The sequence below is a fragment of the Psychromarinibacter sp. S121 genome, assembly GCF_049801035.1.
Lineage (GTDB): Bacteria > Pseudomonadota > Alphaproteobacteria > Rhodobacterales > Rhodobacteraceae > Psychromarinibacter.
Map to the genome: position 1 here is coordinate 327,381 of NZ_JBNAGE010000004.1, position 17,135 is coordinate 344,515.

Below are 17,135 nucleotides of genomic sequence, written 5' to 3' on the forward strand. Positions count from 1 at the left end.
TGTCCTGTCTTGGTGCTCGGTGGCCGTTCTAACCGGCCTTCTTCCAGCGCATCCTGTAGCTTGCCGGGCGCAGAAGCGCGAGCGCCGGAACCAGCGGAAGCCGAAGCAGCCAGCGCCAGTAACCTGAACGCACCATGCGCGGCAGGTTTTGCAGATACAGCCGGTATGCGGTTCCGACCCGTCCGGCCGCGAAGGCGCCCAGCGCAGTATGCACGGCGCACTGCGCCAGCATCCGGTCTTTCAAGGCGCCCGCAGTCTTCGGGTCCGGATAGTAACCCGCCCGGTCCTGATCCAGCATGAACTCGAACCCACGAAGCACGGCGGGGAAAGAACCGGTCAGCCGTTCGCCTTCGCCTTGCACATGCGCGACCAAAGGTGCGCCCGATAGGACAAGGCAGGGTCCGGCATCCGCCGCCCGCATGAACAGATCGGTGTCCTCCGAACAGGTCACATCGCGGGTGAACCCGCCCAGACGCTCGAACACATCCCGCCGCACGATGACATTGCAGGACCCATAGCGCGTCGAGGGCACGGTCCGGACCGCCTCAAGGAAGCCCGCGGTTCGCACTTGCTCGGCCGCCCCGCCCGCTTCGCCAACCGGTTGGCCCTCGGCGATATCCACCGTTTGCAGGAACACAAGCGCCGGCGCTTCACCTTCTCGCAGCGCGTCGAGGCAGGTTTGCAGCGTTCCCGGAAGCCAGAAGTCGTCGCTGTCGAGGAAGGCAAGATAGTCTCCGCCCGCTTCCGCAGCGCCCCGGTTTCGCGCGGCGCCGGGGCCGCCGTTCTCTTGCACCACGACGCGACCGGCGGTCCCGTGGTGGATCTCGACCGCCTCGCGCGCGCGGGTCACGGTATCGTCGGTCGATCCGTCGTCGACGACGATCAGTTCATAGCTTCCGTCCGGCTTGCCACCGACGCTGGCCACGGCGCGCCCGATCGAACCGGCCCGGTTATACGCCGGGATCACCACTGAAACCGTGGGCTTCGGCAAGCTTTGCAAGTCCGTCATCGAAATCCGTCGGCTCCTTGATAGGGACGGTATGACGCCGGTTTGCCCCGGTGGAAAGACCCGCAAAGACCCAAGGCCGATCACCCCCGGATTTACCTAGGCAGCGCGTCCGGCATCGCAACAATAACCAAGCTGCCGGATCGGCGTTTCGCGATTGCCGGTTTCTCTCCGGAAACCGGCCCGGACGCCCGGCCGAACAAATCGCGTGACGCGGGGAGTTTCGACCACCGCAAAGCGCCAATCCAACGGTCGCGCGGGCGAATCGCAAGGGCGAGAAACGCAGGATTCCGGCTTTCAAGATTTCCGTTTGTTCATCTTGCCCTTTGAAAAGGCAGTTTTCAGCCTACCCAGCCCGCAAGATCCGCATCATAGGTCGTGGCAACAATCGGGCCTGTGGGTATCACCGGCGGAACCACGCCGACCGCTGTTTGGTTCCCATTGTTTCTCCGACCGGCGGGTTTCCGCCAAATATCTGGATTTCAAAGGAGTTTTCCGGAAATAAGCGAGTTTGCGCCGCACATTCGGGCCCGAATTGTCAAGGAATCGCCCCGATGTTAGGGCTTTGTAAATCACAGGGGCCTAAATACAGACAGAGGACAACCGAGGGCGCGTAGCCGGACAGAAAACAGTTGACGCAACGGTGACAGTGTAAATCGGCAGGAGAATAAAAACCACTCCTCCCTGCCTGGCAGTTGATCAGTAACCGCGGAATGCGCTTTTGGCGCATCACCAGTGGCAAAGCACTCGCTTTTGCCAGCGTGAACTCTTTTGGCTTGCGGCCGCTTAATAGGGCAAATCGGCGCAATGGCGACAATCAACGTATCCAACTCTTCTCAGCTTAGTGCTGCGCTAAACTCCGCAACTGGGGGCGATACGATCGTTCTTCAGAACGGAAACTATGGCGACCTGACGATCGACGAGAACTTCTCGTCCAACGTAACTATTCAAGCAGCCAACGATCTGGGTGCGTCTTTCGGCGTCATTAAGATCACCGGTTCCAACATCACCCTCGATGGCATCACCTCGACCGCCCGGTTCACCGTGGTCGGCGCGACGAACGTCGAAGTTACGAACAGCTACCTCGAAAGCTGGGTCGAAGCTTTGCAGGGTCAGAACGTCAGCTTCACCGACAACGAGATGAAGACGACGCTCTACATCAAAGAAGTGAACGGCTTCACTGTCACCGGAAACGAGATCGGGCGTGACGGCGGCGTCGACGGCGACCTTATGGTTGTCGCGGGCAATGCCACGAACGGTCTGATCGAGAACAACTTCCTGATGGATGCGTCGCCGACGCTGAATTCCGACGGCACGTATACCCACGCGGACGCAATCCAGTTCTACAACCAGTCCTCTGGCTGGCCCAGCGACATCGTCATTCGCGGCAACGTGATCTGGGACGACCCGAGCACTGGCGACCCCGGAATTTGGCTGCAGGGCATCGCTGTCGGCGGCACGAACATCCTGATCGAGGAAAACCTCGTGATGGCTGGCACGCCGAACGCGATCATCGTCGCCAACAGCTCTGGCGGCATCGAGATCCTGAACAACACGGTTCTGCCGTGGCCCGGCGGCGGCGGCGGCAACATCCGCGTCACCAACACCGCAAGCGGTGTGGTCGTCGACGGCAACGTCAGCAACTACCTGATCAACGACGGCAACGCGACGGTTCTGGACAACTACGTCTATTCGACCAACTCGTCGGCCGCCAACTACTACAAGAACATCCTGCAGGTCGAAAACGACGGCATGGACTGGACGGACTTCCTTCCGGTCGACGGCTCGGTGATCGACTTCGGAAACGGCTACGGTGCGACGACGCGCCTGACCGAACTGCTGAACGGCGACACCGGATCGAGCAGCGATGACGAACCCGACGATACGGTTGTCGAAGAACCGGTGGTGGAAGAACCCGTCGTCACGGAGCCGGAAGACGACACGACCGACGCGGAAGATCCCGATCTGTCCTGGGACTCGCTGACCGCCAGCTTCAAGCTGGAAGGTGATTACGAGTTCAGCGGCGGCAACCAGGCGATGGAGTTCGAGCACGAAGAAGGCCTGGAGCTTTCCTCGGCATCGATCTCGCTCACCTTCAATGCCGATACGGTCTCGGGTCAGCACGGCATCATCTCGAAAGATGCGTCGTACTTCGCAAACGGCGGCCACTTCACCGTCTACATCGACAACGGCTCGCTGGTCATCCGCTTCCAGGATGAAAGCACCAGCGAAGTCTTCACCGTCAGCGGCATTCAGGCGAATGTCGACTACGAACTGCAGATCGGTTTCGGTGACGGCACTGTCGTGGCGATGCTCGACGGGATCGTCGTCGGCGAAGCTGCTTTCGACATGAGCTGGGAGGACAACTCCGAGTTCCTGCAAATCGGTGCGAACGGCTGGTCCAGCTCGTCGGGCGGCTCCGGTTACTCGCAGGTCTTCGACGGTACGATCTCGGATATCGTCATCAGCAGCGGCAACAACCTGTCGGGTGACGGCGAAGACGCCATCGTCGGCACGATCAACGCCGACAGCCTGGGAGGAACCAACGGCGCCGATACCATCTACGGTGATGCCGGCAACGACACCATCGACGGCGGCAAGGGCAACGACAAGCTTGGCGGCGGCGACAACAACGACCACATCTCCGGTCGTTCGGGTGCCGACATCCTTGACGGCGGGGCCGGGAACGACTTCCTGTTCTCCGGTGTTGGCCGCGACATCATCCTTGGCGGCGACGGCAACGACTCGATCAAGGGCGGGAAAGGCTCTGACACCATGTCGGGCGGCTCTGGCGCGGATCAGTTCATCTTCAGCAAGGTGAACGAAAGCAAGGCCGCGAACCCGGACTTCATCCTGGACTTCACCGTCGGTGTCGATACGCTGGATGTGTCCGATCTGATCAGCGACACCCTCGATGTACGGCTTCTTGAGCGGTACAACGGCGACGGCCCGGCAATCCGCACGACCGAGAAGGACGGCAACACCGTTGTCCGCATCGACGTCGACGGCGACCGGTCGTCGGACATGCGGATCGTCCTTGCCGATGTGACCGGACTGACAGCGGACGACTTCCTGCTCTAAGGTCGTTCACCCGAAGCTATCAGGGCCGCGCAATCCAAACCGGATTGCGCGGCCCTTCTCGTTCCAAGCTTGCGGTCTTGTGGCACATCGCTGTGCCTGACCAACCAAGGAACTGCGCCCGATTGCAGTTGCGCCAAATAGTCCGGTGATTATCCCGCCGGACACGGCTGGTCCGCGCGATGCGCCTTCGACCTTCTGACCAGCAATATGGCCGCCTCCGGCGACGCTGCCATTGCACTGGGCATGCGCATCGGTCGATAGTCCGCCAAACAGTGCCGACGGAAAAGACAGCCCAACATGCCGGAAGACCAGCGCATCGCCGTAACGTTCGCCTCCGACAACGTCCTGGCCATGCCTTTGGGCGTCGCCATCGCATCGGTCCTTTCCACCCGCGACGCCGATACGCCCGTCGATGTGCACGTGCTGTCGTGCGGCATCTCGGAAGGGAACCGGACCAGGATCGCGTCTCAGTTCGACGGTCGCGCTGACCGGCTTGTTTGGCACGAGATCCAGGGCGAGGACATGCAGCTACTGCAAGACCTGTTCACCTCGTCCAATCGCCCCTATCCCCCCGCGGCATACGCGCGCCTTCTGATAGGTCGCATGCTGACGGAGGTCGACCGCGCGATCTATCTCGACACCGACATCATCGTTACGCGGGATCTGCAGGAGCTCTGGAACCTCCCCTTCGACGGGAACGTGCTGCTTGCGGTCCACGACCTGCCAAGCGACAGCAATCAGGTCGAACGGCTTCAGAACTCGCTGGGACAGGACGACGTCGTACGCTACGGCATCGATACCGCGGTCCCCTATTTCCAGTCCGGCGTTCTGGTCTTCGACCTCGCGGCGCTGCGCAAGTCCGGCGTGGATGAATTGATCGACTGCCTCAGGAAGTACCCCGACCTGACCTTCCCCGACCAAGACGCGCTGAACATCGTCTACCGGTCCCGGTTCAGGCTGATCGATCCGCGCTGGAACCAGATGGCCGCCGTCTACTGGGACGGCGCGGCCGAAAGCAGCCCCTACGATCGGGACCTGTTCGAGGCGCTGGTGTCGGATCCCTACATCATCCACTTCTCGGGCCGCCCGAAACCATGGGAGGACGGGTGCACCCACGCACTTGCCCACCGCTGGAACGAGGCGCGCGACGTGTCGGCGTGGCGTGGATGGAAGGACACGCCCCTGCGGCGCCTGTCCAACAAGGCGCAGCGCGTGCGGCGCGTCCTTAGCAAGAAGCTCAGACGGCTTCTGCCCTGATCGGCAGCCCGCGCCCGCCTTTCCAACGCTGCCGTCGAATCAAGTAACGGCACCCGCAAGGGACGGCAGATTCCTATTCGGAAACAATCAATACTTTCAGATCCACATTATACACGCGCCAAATCGATGTGCTGAGGAACTGGGCGCTGGGGCCGCAACTGATCGCAGGGCTCAGCCCTCCGGTTGAATACTCCGCCCCGAAGCAGAGCACACCAGTTGCGCAAGTCGCGTCGGCCACAGCCGCAATGCCAAGGCGGACAAGAATTTGCCAAGAACTGGCCGCATTTGGCAGGCGGCGCAGGCGCAGCCCCAACATCGTCCACGGCCCGGCGACCGTGTCCCCGCCGCCACGCCGCCGCCAAGGGGCACCCAGCGAAGACCCCGAATTGCAATCATATTTCCCGTTTCAGCGCGTGCCTGTCCAAAAGTACATGCTCCTTCGGCGGTCCTGCCTCTGTCCAAACACCCCGAAACTGAAGTATGTTTTTTCCGAGGCCAAATCGGTCTCGGGGTGGTATTCTGCCCGCAATGACAAGTCGTGACAGACGGCGATCGAGCGGTAGGTCCATTTTCAGCTACATGCGGCGGGGTGCCGCGGATCTTTGAGGGTTTCATGTCGAATTCCGACGATTTCAGCACGGGTGCGCTCGGGTCTAACTGGCGCTTTGAAGGCCCCTCTCAGGGCACGGTCGGCTTCGGGTCCGACGGCGACGAGGCTTACCTGACGCTCGGGACCCCCGACGGCACCTTCGACGCCTGGCAGACCAACACGACGGCGCGCGTCATGCAGGACGCCACCGACGAGGATTTCCAGATCGAAACGCGCTTCCTGACGACGCCTTCGGGAAGCTACCAGATGCAGGGCATCCTGATCGAACAGGACGCCGACAACTGGCTGCGCTTCGACACCTACTCTGTTGGCAACAAGCTGTACGCCTACGTCGGCAAGACGGTGAACGGCCAGACCTCGAAACTGCTCGAGGTCGTCGTGCCCGGTGGCAGCGCGCCCTACCTGCGCGTCACCCGCACCGGCGACGACTGGCTGTACCAGTACTCGACCGACGGCACCACGTGGACGACCGTCGGCACCGTGACCCATGAACTGACCGTGGATGCGGTCGGCCTGTTCTCGGGCAACCTTGGCCAATCCTCCGGCTACGAGGCGCAGGTCGACTATTTCGAGGTCGCCTCCGACCCGATCGTCGACGAGGACGGAACGATCACGACAGAGCCCCCGGCGAACCAGCTTCCCGTGGCGGGCGACGACGCGTTCCTTGTGGACACCGACGGCGCGCTTGTGCTGAGCGGTTCCGACGATCTGCTGGCGAACGACACGGACGGTGACGGCGATGCGCTGACCATCACCGGCATCACCCAGCCGTCGAACGGCACGCTGACCGACAACGGCGACGGCACGTACACCTACACGCCGACCGGCGGCTATTCCGGCACCGACAGCTTCACCTACACGGTGACCGATGGCACCGACACGGACACCGCGACGGTGACCCTGACCGTGTCCGAGCCGTCGACCAACACGCTTGTGTCGGACGACTTCAGCACCGGCACGCTTGGCGCCAACTGGCGGCTTGAAGGCCCCTCGCAGGGCACTGTCGGCTTCGGATCGGACGCGAACGACGCGTATCTGACCCTGTCCACGCCGGACGGCACCTTTGACGCTTGGCAGACCAATACCACCGCCCGCATCATGCAGGACGCCACCGACGAGGATTTCCAGATCGAGACGCGCTTCCTGTCGACACCGTCGGGAAGCTATCAGCTGCAGGGCATCCTGATCGAGCAGGATGACCAGAACTGGATGCGCTTCGACACGTTCTCGTCCGGGAACAAGCTGTACGCCTACATCGGCAAGACGGTGAACGGGTCGACCTCTGCGATGCTGCAGGTCGAGATAACCGGCGGCAGCGCGCCCTATCTGCGCGTAACCCGCACCGGCGACAGCTGGCTGTACCAGTACTCGACGGACGGCAGCAACTGGACCACTGTCGGCACCGTGACCCATGCGCTGACGGTCGACGCCGCCGGCCTGTTCTCCGGCAACCTTGCGCAATCTTCGGGTTTCGAGACGCGCGTCGACTATTTCGAAGTGTCCACCGATCCGCTGACCGACGAAGACGGCGGCTATGTCGCCGAGAACCAGGCGCCCGTCACGGCCGACGACGCTTTCGCGACCGAGACCGATACGGCGCTGGATTTCTCGACCGCCGATCTTTTGTCGAACGACAGCGATCCGGATGGCGACGCTGTGACCCTCGTGTCTGTTGGCACGCCCGCAAACGGTGTGCTTCTGGACAACGGCGACGGCACCTGGACCTATGCGCCCGATGCCGGGTTCGAGGGAAGCGACAGCTTCACCTACACCGTCACCGATGGCACCGTCACCGACACCGGGACGGTCACCGTCACGGTTCGCCCGCCGTCGGTCTTCGACGGCTTCTCTGACGACTTCTCGGCCTCGTCGCTGGATGACGGCTGGACCTTCAAGGGCATCACCGGGTCGGCCTCGCTTGCGACCACGGGCACGGACGCCATCGTGCTGATCGAGTCGCCCGCCGGCGTTGCCGTGTCTGCCTCGGACGTGATGACCACGCCGCGGCTGATGCAGGACGTCGCTGACGGCGATTTCCAGATCAGCGCCGGTTTCCTGAACGAGCCGCAGCAGATGTACCAGGAACACGGTCTGCTGGTGGTGCAGGACGAAAGCAACTGGATCCGCTTCGACCTTGCCTACACGCACCTCGGGCTGACCCTGATCGTTGGGCAGATCGTGGACGGGTCGACCACCTATCCGCTGTTCGACGGCAGCATCGCCGTCGGCCAGGTGGCGGACTTCCGGATCACCCGGACCGGCGACACCTTCGTCTTTGAGACAAGCGCAGATGGCGTCACCTGGGTGCAGAATTACACCCTGACCCGCGAAATGACGGTTACGGAAGTCGGCGCCTTCGCGGGCACCGCGCCCTACCAGAACAACCAGCCCCCGGGCTATACCGCGCAGCTCGACTATTTCGAGACCAGTGCCGACCCGATCTTGGACGAGGACGGATCCATCGCGACCAATCAGGCGCCGGTGGCCGTTGACGATGACTTCCAGACCGACCCGGACACCGCCTTGGTGCTGTCCGAGGATGACCTGCTTGGCAACGACAGCGATCCGAACGACGACGCGCTGACCGTCACCGGCGTGTCCCAGCCCTCGAACGGGACGCTGACCGACAACGGCGACGGGACCTGGACCTATACTCCGGACAGCGGCTATTCGGGCACCGACAGCTTCACCTACACCGTGACCGACGGCACCGAAACGGACACCGCGACGGTCACCGTGACCGTGGCAGAGCCGACGGTGAACCCGCTTGCCTCGGACGACTTCGCCTCTGGCACGCTGGGCGCGAACTGGCGGCTTGAAGGGCCGTCGCAGGGCACGGTTGGCTTCGGCAGCGACGAGACGGACTATTACCTGACGCTGGGCACCCCGGACGGCACCTTCGACGCGTGGCAGACCAACGGCACCGCGCGCATCATGCAGGACGCCGCTGACGAGGACTTCCAGATCGAGACGCACTTCCTGTCGACCCCGTCGGGAAGCTACCAGATGCAGGGTATCCTGATCGAACAGGACGCCCAGAACTGGATGCGGTTCGACACCTACTCTGCGGGCACCAAGCTGTTCGCCTACGTCGGCAAGACGGTAAACGGGCAAACCTCGAAACTGCTCGAGGTCGAGATCACCGGCGTCAGCGCGCCGTACCTGCGCGTGACCCGCACCGGCGATAGCTGGCTGTACCAGTATTCGACCGATGGCAGCACCTGGACCACCGTCGGCACGGTCAATCACGCGCTGACCGTCGACGCCGCCGGCCTTTTCTCGGGCAACCTTGGCCAGTCGTCGGGCTTCGAGGCGCAGGTCGACTATTTCGAGGTCTCGTCCGACCCCATCGTCGACGAGGACGGCACGCCGACCGAACCGCCTGCAAACCAGACACCCATCGCAGCCGACGACAACTTCACGGTCGAGGCCGACGGCTCGCTGGTGCTGGACGGCGCCACGGACTTGCTGACCAACGACTCCGATCCCGACGGTGACACCCTGACCATCACCGAAGTCGGCCAGCCCGGAAACGGGACGGTCGTCGACAACGAGGACGGCACGTGGACCTACACTCCGAACACCGGCTACACCGGCACGGACACGTTCACCTACACGATCAGTGACGGCGTCGACTCGGAGAACGCGACGGTGACGGTCACTGTAGAAGTGACAGAGCCGACCGAGAATCCGCTGGCGTCGGATGACTTCGCCTCTGGCACGCTGGGGTCGAACTGGCGGCTTGAAGGGCCGGCGGAAGGGACTGTCAGCTTCGGCAGCACCTCTACCGATGCCTATCTGGCGCTGTACACGCCGGACGGCACCTTCGACGCGTGGCAGACCAATACCACCGCCCGCGTTATGCAGGACGCCGCCGACGTGGATTTCCAGATCGAGACGCGCTTCCTGACGACGCCTTCGGGAAGCTACCAGATGCAAGGGATCCTGATCGAACAGGATGCTAGCAACTGGCTGCGCTTCGACACCTTCTCGTCCGGCAGCAAGCTGTACGCTTATGTCGGCAAAACCGTGAACGGGTCGACCTCTGCCCTGCTTCAGGTCGAGATCACGGGCGGCAGCGCGCCGTACCTGCGCGTCACGCGCACTGACGACAGCTGGCTGTACCAGTACTCGACGGACGGCAACAGCTGGACCACCATCGGCACCGTCACGCACGCGCTGACTGTCGATGCGGCTGGCCTGTTCTCGGGCAACCTGGCGCAGTCGTCGGGCTACGAGGCGCGCGTCGATTACTTCGAGGTGTCCACCGACCCGCTGACCGACGAGGACGGCACCTTCGTGCCGCAGAACGAGGGCCCGACCGCCGTCGCCGACAGCTTCGCGACGACGGAAGGCACGACGGTCACCTTCTCGGCGGACGACCTGCTGGCGAACGACAGCGACCCAGAGAACGACACCCTGTCCGTCACCTCGCTTGGCCAGCCGACCAACGGCGCGCTGATCGACAACGGAAACGGCACGTGGACCTACACCCCGAACTCCGGCTACAATGGTGTCGACACGTTCACCTACACCATCTCTGACGGTAACAAGTCGAGCGTCGGCAACGTCTCTGTCAGCACCTCCACCGTCAGCAGCGGCGGCCCGATCGACGTCTGGTACGGCGACACGCAGACCTTCGCGGCGCAGGGCGAAACGCAGGTCTGGATCAACATCCTTGGCAACGTGTCCGGGCAGATCTCGTCGCTGAGCTACTCGCTTAACGGCGGTGCGGCGCAGTACCTTGCCGTCGGTTCCGACACCCGCCGCCTGCAGGATACCGGCGACTTCAACGTCGAGATCGCCTATTCCGACCTGAATGGCTCGGCCACGGATGACGTCGTGACGATCACCGCCGTGATGACGAACGGCCAGACCTACTCGAAGAACGTCATCGTCGAGTATGAAGACGGCAATGTCTGGGATGCGAACTACAGCATCGACTGGTCGACCGTCAGCGACATCACCGACGTGGTGCAGGTTGTCGACGGCACCTGGGCGATCGACGCGAACGGGGTGACCCCGGTCGACCTTGGCTATGACCGCCTGCTGACGCTGGGCGACATCAGCTGGGACAACTACGAGGTCTCGCTGCAGGTCACGCCCTACGATCTGACGAACGTCGACCCGCGCGGCCGCGACGGCGGCGGGTTCGCCCTTGGCATGCTGTGGAACGGTCACACCGACACGCCCATCGCCAACGCCCAGCCCCATGTCGGCTGGGAACCCGGCGCGGCGTTCTTCTTCCACGACGAGAACGGAGACGGCAGCGGCGTGATCAAGCTTCACCCGTCGCTGAACTTCTTCAACACGCTGGGCACGCAGGCGATCACGATCAACGCGAACACCACCTACAACATCGACATGCGGGTTGAGATGGTGGGGCTGTACGACCGTCTTTACAGCATCAAGATCTGGGAAGCCGGCACCGCCGAGCCTCAGGACTGGACGCTGCAAGGTGTGCAGACCTTCAGCATCGACCAGGCTCCGGCAACGGGCAGCCTGTACCTGAACGCGCACTATAACGATCTGTCCTTCGGCGACATCACCGTCACCGAGATCACCGGCCGCGACATCGTTCAGGGCACCGACGGTGACGACGTGCAGGTGGCTGTAACCAACGGTTCCACCGATCCGGGCATCGGCGAAATCGACGTCTTCGTCGGCGCGGGCGGGGCGGACACCTTCGTGTTCGGCGACGTCTACGGCACCTACTACGACGACAACAACGCGTCGGCGACGGGGACCGAGGACTATGGCTTCGTCTGGGACTTCACCGCGGGCACCGACAAGGTCCAGCTGTGGGGCGACGCGTCGGACTACACCCTGACCGAGAACGCCTCGGGCCTGCCGGAAGGCACCGCGATCTGGCTAAGCCTCGACGGGCAAGAGGACGAACTGATCGGCGTGCTCAACGACACCTACGGCCTGTCGCTCGGCAGCGACAGCTTCATCTTCACCGACTCGGGCATGTTCGTCTGATCGGCCACGCAATCAACAAAGGCCGGAGCGCGGTTTGCGCTTCGGCCTTTTTCATTTCCGGAATTGCGGGAACAGGCTTGGAATGAACCGTTCGTCAGTACCCGGTGCCGCGCAGCACCACGGCGACGGTCCGTCCAAGGATCGACAGATCGCCGCGCAGCGAGAGACCTGCGTGATACTCGCGGTCATACCGCGCTCGGTCGGCGAAGGACGTCTCGTTCCGGTCAGACACCTGCCAAGACCCGGTGATGCCCGGGCGCAGGATGTAATAGGCGCGGCCCGTGTACATCGGTTTCTGATGCACCATCATCGGCCGGGGACCGACCAGCGACATATCCCCCCGCAGCACGTTCCAAAGCTGCGGCAGCTCGTCCAGCGAGGTCTTGCGCAGGAAACGTCCAAGCGACGTGATCCTCGGGTCGTCCTTCAGCTTTTGCGTCCGCTCCCATTCGCGTCGCGCATCGGGATTGGCGGCAAGATGCGCCGTCAGCAATTCATCGGCGTTCGGCACCATCGTCCGGATCTTCACCATCCGGAACGCATGCCCCGCGCGACCGACCCGCAGTTGGCCGTAGAACGGAGATTTCCCGTCCAGAGCGACAAGCAGCGCCATGATCACGACAAGCGGCACGGTGAAGGGCAACGTCACCAGAACGGCGGCTATGTCGAACACGCGCTTGAACAGACGCTCGTAGGGTCTTTTCCGGGGCCTCGGTCCATAGTACCGACCGACCCGGTTGCGCGTGCCATATGGGGCAGAGGTCGGCACGCCTTCCAAGGGAAACGTCATAAAATCACCCCAAGCCAGGATTAGTCAGTTCTGCGACATGAATTCTATCGATGGCCGGGATATGTCAGAGGTTAATGTACAGGGTCAACCATTTGTGGCGGAACGAGGGCAGCAACTCGCCGTGATGCAACTTAGCGTTGTTAGATACAATGAATACTGCACTCTTAACACGAAAAATCGGCCTTTACATTCGAATTGATGAAACTGACGTCGAGTAGAAAGCGCACATGACTTTGGCACCCGAGAATTCGGCGACCCCAGATATTGTCGGCACATCTAGGCTGACTGTGGTCATTCCGCACCTCAACGGGTTCGACGCGCTGGCCCGGTGCCTGGGCTCTCTGGATGCCGATCGCCATCGCTTCGGAAAGCCGATTTCCGTCATCGTGGTGGACAACGGATCGACGCGTTTGCCCGCTGCGGAATGCGCCCGATATCCCTTCGTCCGGCTGGTCGAGGAACGCGAACCCGGCCCCGGACCGGCCCGAAGCCACGGCGCCCGACTGGCGGATACGCCCCTGCTTGCCTTCATCGACGCAGACTGTATCGCGCAGCCCGGTTGGCTGTCGGCGATCCTCGCGCATTTCGATGCGCATCCGGACACCGCCGTCATCGGCGGCGACGTCCGCATCGCTCGGGTGGACCCTGCCCGCCCCACGTCGATCGAGGCCTACGAAAGCGCCTACGGCTACCGCATGAAACTTTACGTCGAGCGCGACCACTACACCGCGACGTGCAACATGGCCGTCCGGCGCGAGGCATTCCTGAAGGTCGGTGACTTCGCCGGCATCCAGTTGGCGGAAGACCTCGACTGGGGACGCCGCGCGACGGCGATGGGCTATCGCATCGACTATGTCCCCGAGATGCTGATCGAGACACCGGCGCGGGCGACCTTCGCGGAACTGGCGCGCAAGTGGGACCGACACATCGGCCACGACTTTTCCGAGGTCCGGTCCGGCAAGGATCACCTGCGGTGGATCGCACGCGCACTTGCCGTTGCCGCTTCGCCGCTGGCAGAGACGGCGCGGATCATGCGCTCGGACCGGCTTGGCGGCCCGAACGAGCGATGGCTCGCATTGACCTGTGTGACCCGCATCCGGCTATATCGCTGCCGAAAGATGCTGGCGCTTCTCGCAGGGTTCGGTCGCAGCAGCGCTGCCGCCTGGCGAAACGAAGGATGATGGTATGACACTCGACGCAACCGACCTGCCCACCGCCAACGGCACGGCGCCCGGCCAGACCGTCGACCCGACAGTCTCGATCATCGTCATCAGCTACAACACCCGCGAGATGACGCTGGAATGCCTGCGGTCGGTCGTGGCCGAGACGCGGACCCCCTACGAGGTGATCGTGCTGGACAACGCATCGTCCGACGGCTCTGCCGAGGCCATCGCCGCCGAATTCCCCGACATGATGCTGATGGCCGAGACCGACAACCACGGCTTCGCCAAGGGCAACAACATCGCGATCCGTCACGCCCGCGGCGAATACGTCCTTCTGCTGAACCCGGACACCATCGTTCTGGACGGCGCGATCGACCGGCTGATGGACTTCGCCAAAGCGCATCCCGATGCCGGGATCTGGGGCGGTCGAACGCTGTACGGGGACCGCAGCCTGAATCCGACAAGCTGCTATCGCAAGATGTCCCTGTGGAACGTCACAAGCCAGACGCTGGGCCTCAGCAGCCTGTTCCGGCAAAGCCCGATCTTCAACTCCGAGCGCTACGGCGGCTGGCAACGCGACAGCGAGCGCGAGGTGGATATCGTCACCGGGTGCTTTCTGCTGATCAAGCGCGCGTTCTGGGACGAACTCGACGGCTTCGATACGACCTACGTCATGTATGGCGAAGAGACCGATCTGTGCCTGCGGGCCCGCGCGCTGGGAGCACGCCCGCGCATGACGCCCGAGGCCACCATCGTTCACTATGCCGGCGCATCCGAAAAGGTCCGGTCCGACAAGATGGTACGCCTGCTGCGCGCGAAGGTGCTTCTGATCAAGCGTCACTTCCCGGCGTGGAAGCGCCCGCTTGGTCTTGCCATGTTCCGCCTCTGGCCGTGGAGCCGCGCGTGGGGCACCCGCTTGCTGCGCACCGGCGGCGCGGACACATGGGCCGAGATCTGGGCCCGGCGCGACGAATGGAAGGACGGCTGGCCCGAGTGACGGGCCGGCCCCTGCCGACAATTTTTCCGCAGTTCTAGGCGAACTCCCGCTGCTTGCCGCAGCGGCGACGGACGGAATCCGCACAAATCCGGCAGCGCCCGATTCGACGCTCCTTGTTTCCGCTAAATTGACAAAATATCGAATTAGACAAATCGAACCGGATTTGGGAACAGCCGCGCATGGGGCTTTGGGAAATGAATCTTCGGACCGATTTTGACGATACGGCGATCACGCCGCACGAAATGCCCGAGAACATCAGGGGCACGCGCGACGCTATCTTCTTCCTCCTCCGTCAGCACGGCTGCATCGACGAGGAAACCCCGTCCGATGGACCCGGCCTGCCGACGCAAACCACGACACGGGACGCCGAGCCCCGCCCGGCGCATCCCCCAGTGCATCCCCCGGTTCCCGACGCGGCTCGCGTCCCGTCCCCGTCGGTTCATGTTCAGGAACATCCGACCCAGTATCGGTTCCGCCTTGGAAAGATCCGCATCCCCGCATCCGCGCCGCGATGCGAGGACCACCTGCCGATGGACGAGTTCTTGCCGCGTGACGACGAAGACGAGCCCGGCCATTTTCCCGGCACTCCGGATCGCTGGACCTTCGGCTGACCCGCAGACCGCACCGCCGTGCCGCAAAAGACTGACCTCGCACAGAGTTCTCTTGCCTTTCCCCACCGCTGGCGGCAGGCCAGAGACATGACCGATCCGGCAACGCACGATATCTCTGGCTCGACAGGAACCGCGTCCGACGCGTCCGGTCGCATCAGCCGGGTGCTGCTGGTCATCGCGGCTGTGTGCATCCTGATCGAACTGGTGCTGCAGGCCGCCGACATGAAGCTGTTCGGATCGCCGCTGTGGCGCAGCCGGGCCTACCAGTACGGCGCGTTCTGGCCCGGTCTGCTGCACGGCTGGCGCCCCAACTATGGCGCCCAGCCCTACGCGATGTTCCTGACCTACGCGATGCTGCACGGCGGCATCGGGCACCTTGTCGGCAATATGTTCACCCTGCTGGCGCTGGGAGAAACGGTCGTCCGTCGCGTCGGCCAGCGGGGGTTCCTGCTGATCTATTCGGTGGCCGCGCTTGGCGGCGCCGGTCTGTTCGGCCTTCTCGCCACCAGCCCGCGCCCGATGGTCGGCGCTTCGGGCGCACTGTTCGGCCTTGCGGGCGCGTTGGTCTATTGGAACTTCGTCACCCCAACCCACCGCGCCGGCCGGATGCGTCGCCTTGCGGGCGCCATCGGGTCGATGATCGTGCTGAACGCGTTGCTGTGGGTTCTGCTGGACGGGCTGCTGGCGTGGGAAACCCACCTTGGTGGCTTCATCGCAGGCTGGCTTGCCGCCATGGCGCTGGATCGTCTGGGCCGCAAAGAGCGATAAACGGGGCGCGCGTCACCCGCGCGCCGCCGGATTGTCAGTAATAGCCGTCTTCGTAGCCGTACGCACCGTTCACATATCGGCACTTGTTCAGCACGACCCCCGCGACATTCGTCAGTTCGGCCACTTGCCGCTCGGCCACGTCGATCTGCGTCATAGTGGTCTGCTCGGCCTCTGCCACGATGATCGCGGCGTCGATCCGGTTCAGGAACCCGAAGTTGTCGTCACTGGCCGACATCGGCGGCAGGTCGATCAGCATGAGATCGGGCTGATACTCGGCCTCGATCTCTTCCAGAACGCGGCGGGTCTGTTCGCTTTGCAGCGTCTCGGCGGACCGGTGCGACGTGCCGAAGCCAAGACCGAACGCAAGGTTCGGACCATGGCGCATGGCGACGTCCTTGAACGGCACCCGACCGGACAGGACGTCTTCCATCGGAATTTCGCCCTTCTGGCCAAGGATGCGGCCCAGACCGCTGCGACGCAGGTCAAAGTCCAGAACCACGGCGCGCGTACCCGTCTGCCGGCCAAGCCCGAAGGCAAGGTTGGCGCAGGTCGTCGTCTTGCCGCAGGCGCTGTGCGGCGAGGTGATCGCGATGCGGCGCCACCCGTTCGTCTGCGCCTGCTGCACAAGCCGCGTGCGCAGGATGTCGTAGGGCGTCGATTCCTTGCTGCTGCGGAACGTCATGATCCGGTTGCGCAGCATCAGCCGGCGCTGAAGCTTGATCTCGGGCAATGCCGCCCAAGCCTCGTCGACACCGGTCTTGTCCGGAGCGGGGCCACGCTGGGGGCGGGCCGGTCCGCGTGTGTCGCGCTGTTCGCGCGCTCGTTCGATCGCTGCCTGTAGACGTTCCATCAGACCGACTCTTTCGTTGT

At 63.3% G+C, this 17,135-nt stretch carries 10 protein-coding genes; 7 read left to right on the top strand and 3 right to left on the bottom strand.

Translation table 11 applies throughout. The features are described 5' to 3' along the window. Window positions 1-28: 28 nt before the first annotated feature. The gene (locus tag ACP156_RS20110) at window positions 29-1,009 is read right to left on the bottom strand and encodes a glycosyltransferase family 2 protein (protein WP_425053164.1); all 981 of its coding nucleotides are present in this window, start codon (window positions 1,007-1,009) and stop codon (window positions 29-31) included. 804 nt (window positions 1,010-1,813) lie between these two features. Here ACP156_RS20110 and ACP156_RS20115 point away from each other — a divergent pair. From ACP156_RS20115 to ACP156_RS20125, 3 genes are all read left to right on the top strand, one after another. Next, window positions 1,814-4,087 (top strand): M10 family metallopeptidase C-terminal domain-containing protein, encoded by a 2,274-nt coding sequence (locus ACP156_RS20115; protein WP_425053165.1) that lies wholly within the window; start codon window positions 1,814-1,816, stop codon window positions 4,085-4,087. Window positions 4,088-4,384: 297 nt separating this feature from the next. Continuing rightward, window positions 4,385-5,344 carry a glycosyltransferase family 8 protein gene (locus ACP156_RS20120; protein ID WP_425053166.1) on the top strand — a complete coding sequence of 320 codons (960 nt, stop codon included), beginning with the start codon at window positions 4,385-4,387 and terminating at the stop codon, window positions 5,342-5,344. 613 nt (window positions 5,345-5,957) lie between these two features. Further along, complete coding sequence (locus ACP156_RS20125; RefSeq protein WP_425053167.1) at window positions 5,958-11,936, top strand: cadherin-like domain-containing protein; 5,979 nt, start codon at window positions 5,958-5,960, stop codon at window positions 11,934-11,936. A gap of 94 nt (window positions 11,937-12,030) precedes the next feature. Here the strand turns inward: ACP156_RS20125 and ACP156_RS20130 are convergent, their stop codons facing one another. Next, window positions 12,031-12,726, bottom strand: coding sequence for a sugar transferase (locus ACP156_RS20130; RefSeq protein WP_425053168.1), 696 nt, complete (start codon window positions 12,724-12,726; stop codon window positions 12,031-12,033). Window positions 12,727-12,953: 227 nt separating this feature from the next. Here ACP156_RS20130 and ACP156_RS20135 point away from each other — a divergent pair, with 227 nt between their 5' ends. The 4 genes from ACP156_RS20135 to ACP156_RS20150 all read left to right on the top strand — a co-directional run bounded on the left by ACP156_RS20135 (window position 12,954) and on the right by ACP156_RS20150 (window position 16,265). Further along, a complete protein-coding gene (locus ACP156_RS20135; protein ID WP_425053169.1) occupies window positions 12,954-13,907 on the top strand; it encodes a glycosyltransferase in 954 nt (317 codons plus the stop codon). 4 nt (window positions 13,908-13,911) lie between these two features. Next, a complete protein-coding gene (locus tag ACP156_RS20140) occupies window positions 13,912-14,886 on the top strand; it encodes a glycosyltransferase family 2 protein (protein ID WP_425053170.1) in 975 nt (324 codons plus the stop codon). Between the two features lie 179 nt (window positions 14,887-15,065). Next, window positions 15,066-15,497 (top strand): hypothetical protein, encoded by a 432-nt coding sequence (locus tag ACP156_RS20145; protein ID WP_425053171.1) that lies wholly within the window; start codon window positions 15,066-15,068, stop codon window positions 15,495-15,497. A gap of 87 nt (window positions 15,498-15,584) precedes the next feature. Next, the gene (locus ACP156_RS20150) at window positions 15,585-16,265 is read left to right on the top strand and encodes a rhomboid family intramembrane serine protease (RefSeq protein ID WP_425053172.1); all 681 of its coding nucleotides are present in this window, start codon (window positions 15,585-15,587) and stop codon (window positions 16,263-16,265) included. A gap of 34 nt (window positions 16,266-16,299) precedes the next feature. Here the strand turns inward: ACP156_RS20150 and ACP156_RS20155 are convergent, their stop codons facing one another. Continuing rightward, the gene (locus tag ACP156_RS20155) at window positions 16,300-17,115 is read right to left on the bottom strand and encodes a CpsD/CapB family tyrosine-protein kinase (RefSeq protein ID WP_425053173.1); all 816 of its coding nucleotides are present in this window, start codon (window positions 17,113-17,115) and stop codon (window positions 16,300-16,302) included. Window positions 17,116-17,135: the final 20 nt, after the last annotated feature.

What these genes read in the sequence shown, in the direction of transcription:
- ACP156_RS20110 (WP_425053164.1), bottom strand. Translation starts at nt 1,009, where the DNA reads ATGACGGACTTGCAAAGCTTGCCGAAGCCCACGGTTTCAGTGGTGATC.
- ACP156_RS20115 (WP_425053165.1), top strand. Translation starts at nt 1,814, where the DNA reads ATGGCGACAATCAACGTATCCAACTCTTCTCAGCTTAGTGCTGCGCTA.
- ACP156_RS20120 (WP_425053166.1), top strand. Translation starts at nt 4,385, where the DNA reads ATGCCGGAAGACCAGCGCATCGCCGTAACGTTCGCCTCCGACAACGTC.
- ACP156_RS20125 (WP_425053167.1), top strand. Translation starts at nt 5,958, where the DNA reads ATGTCGAATTCCGACGATTTCAGCACGGGTGCGCTCGGGTCTAACTGG.
- ACP156_RS20130 (WP_425053168.1), bottom strand. Translation starts at nt 12,726, where the DNA reads ATGACGTTTCCCTTGGAAGGCGTGCCGACCTCTGCCCCATATGGCACG.
- ACP156_RS20135 (WP_425053169.1), top strand. Translation starts at nt 12,954, where the DNA reads ATGACTTTGGCACCCGAGAATTCGGCGACCCCAGATATTGTCGGCACA.
- ACP156_RS20140 (WP_425053170.1), top strand. Translation starts at nt 13,912, where the DNA reads ATGACACTCGACGCAACCGACCTGCCCACCGCCAACGGCACGGCGCCC.
- ACP156_RS20145 (WP_425053171.1), top strand. Translation starts at nt 15,066, where the DNA reads ATGGGGCTTTGGGAAATGAATCTTCGGACCGATTTTGACGATACGGCG.
- ACP156_RS20150 (WP_425053172.1), top strand. Translation starts at nt 15,585, where the DNA reads ATGACCGATCCGGCAACGCACGATATCTCTGGCTCGACAGGAACCGCG.
- ACP156_RS20155 (WP_425053173.1), bottom strand. Translation starts at nt 17,115, where the DNA reads ATGGAACGTCTACAGGCAGCGATCGAACGAGCGCGCGAACAGCGCGAC.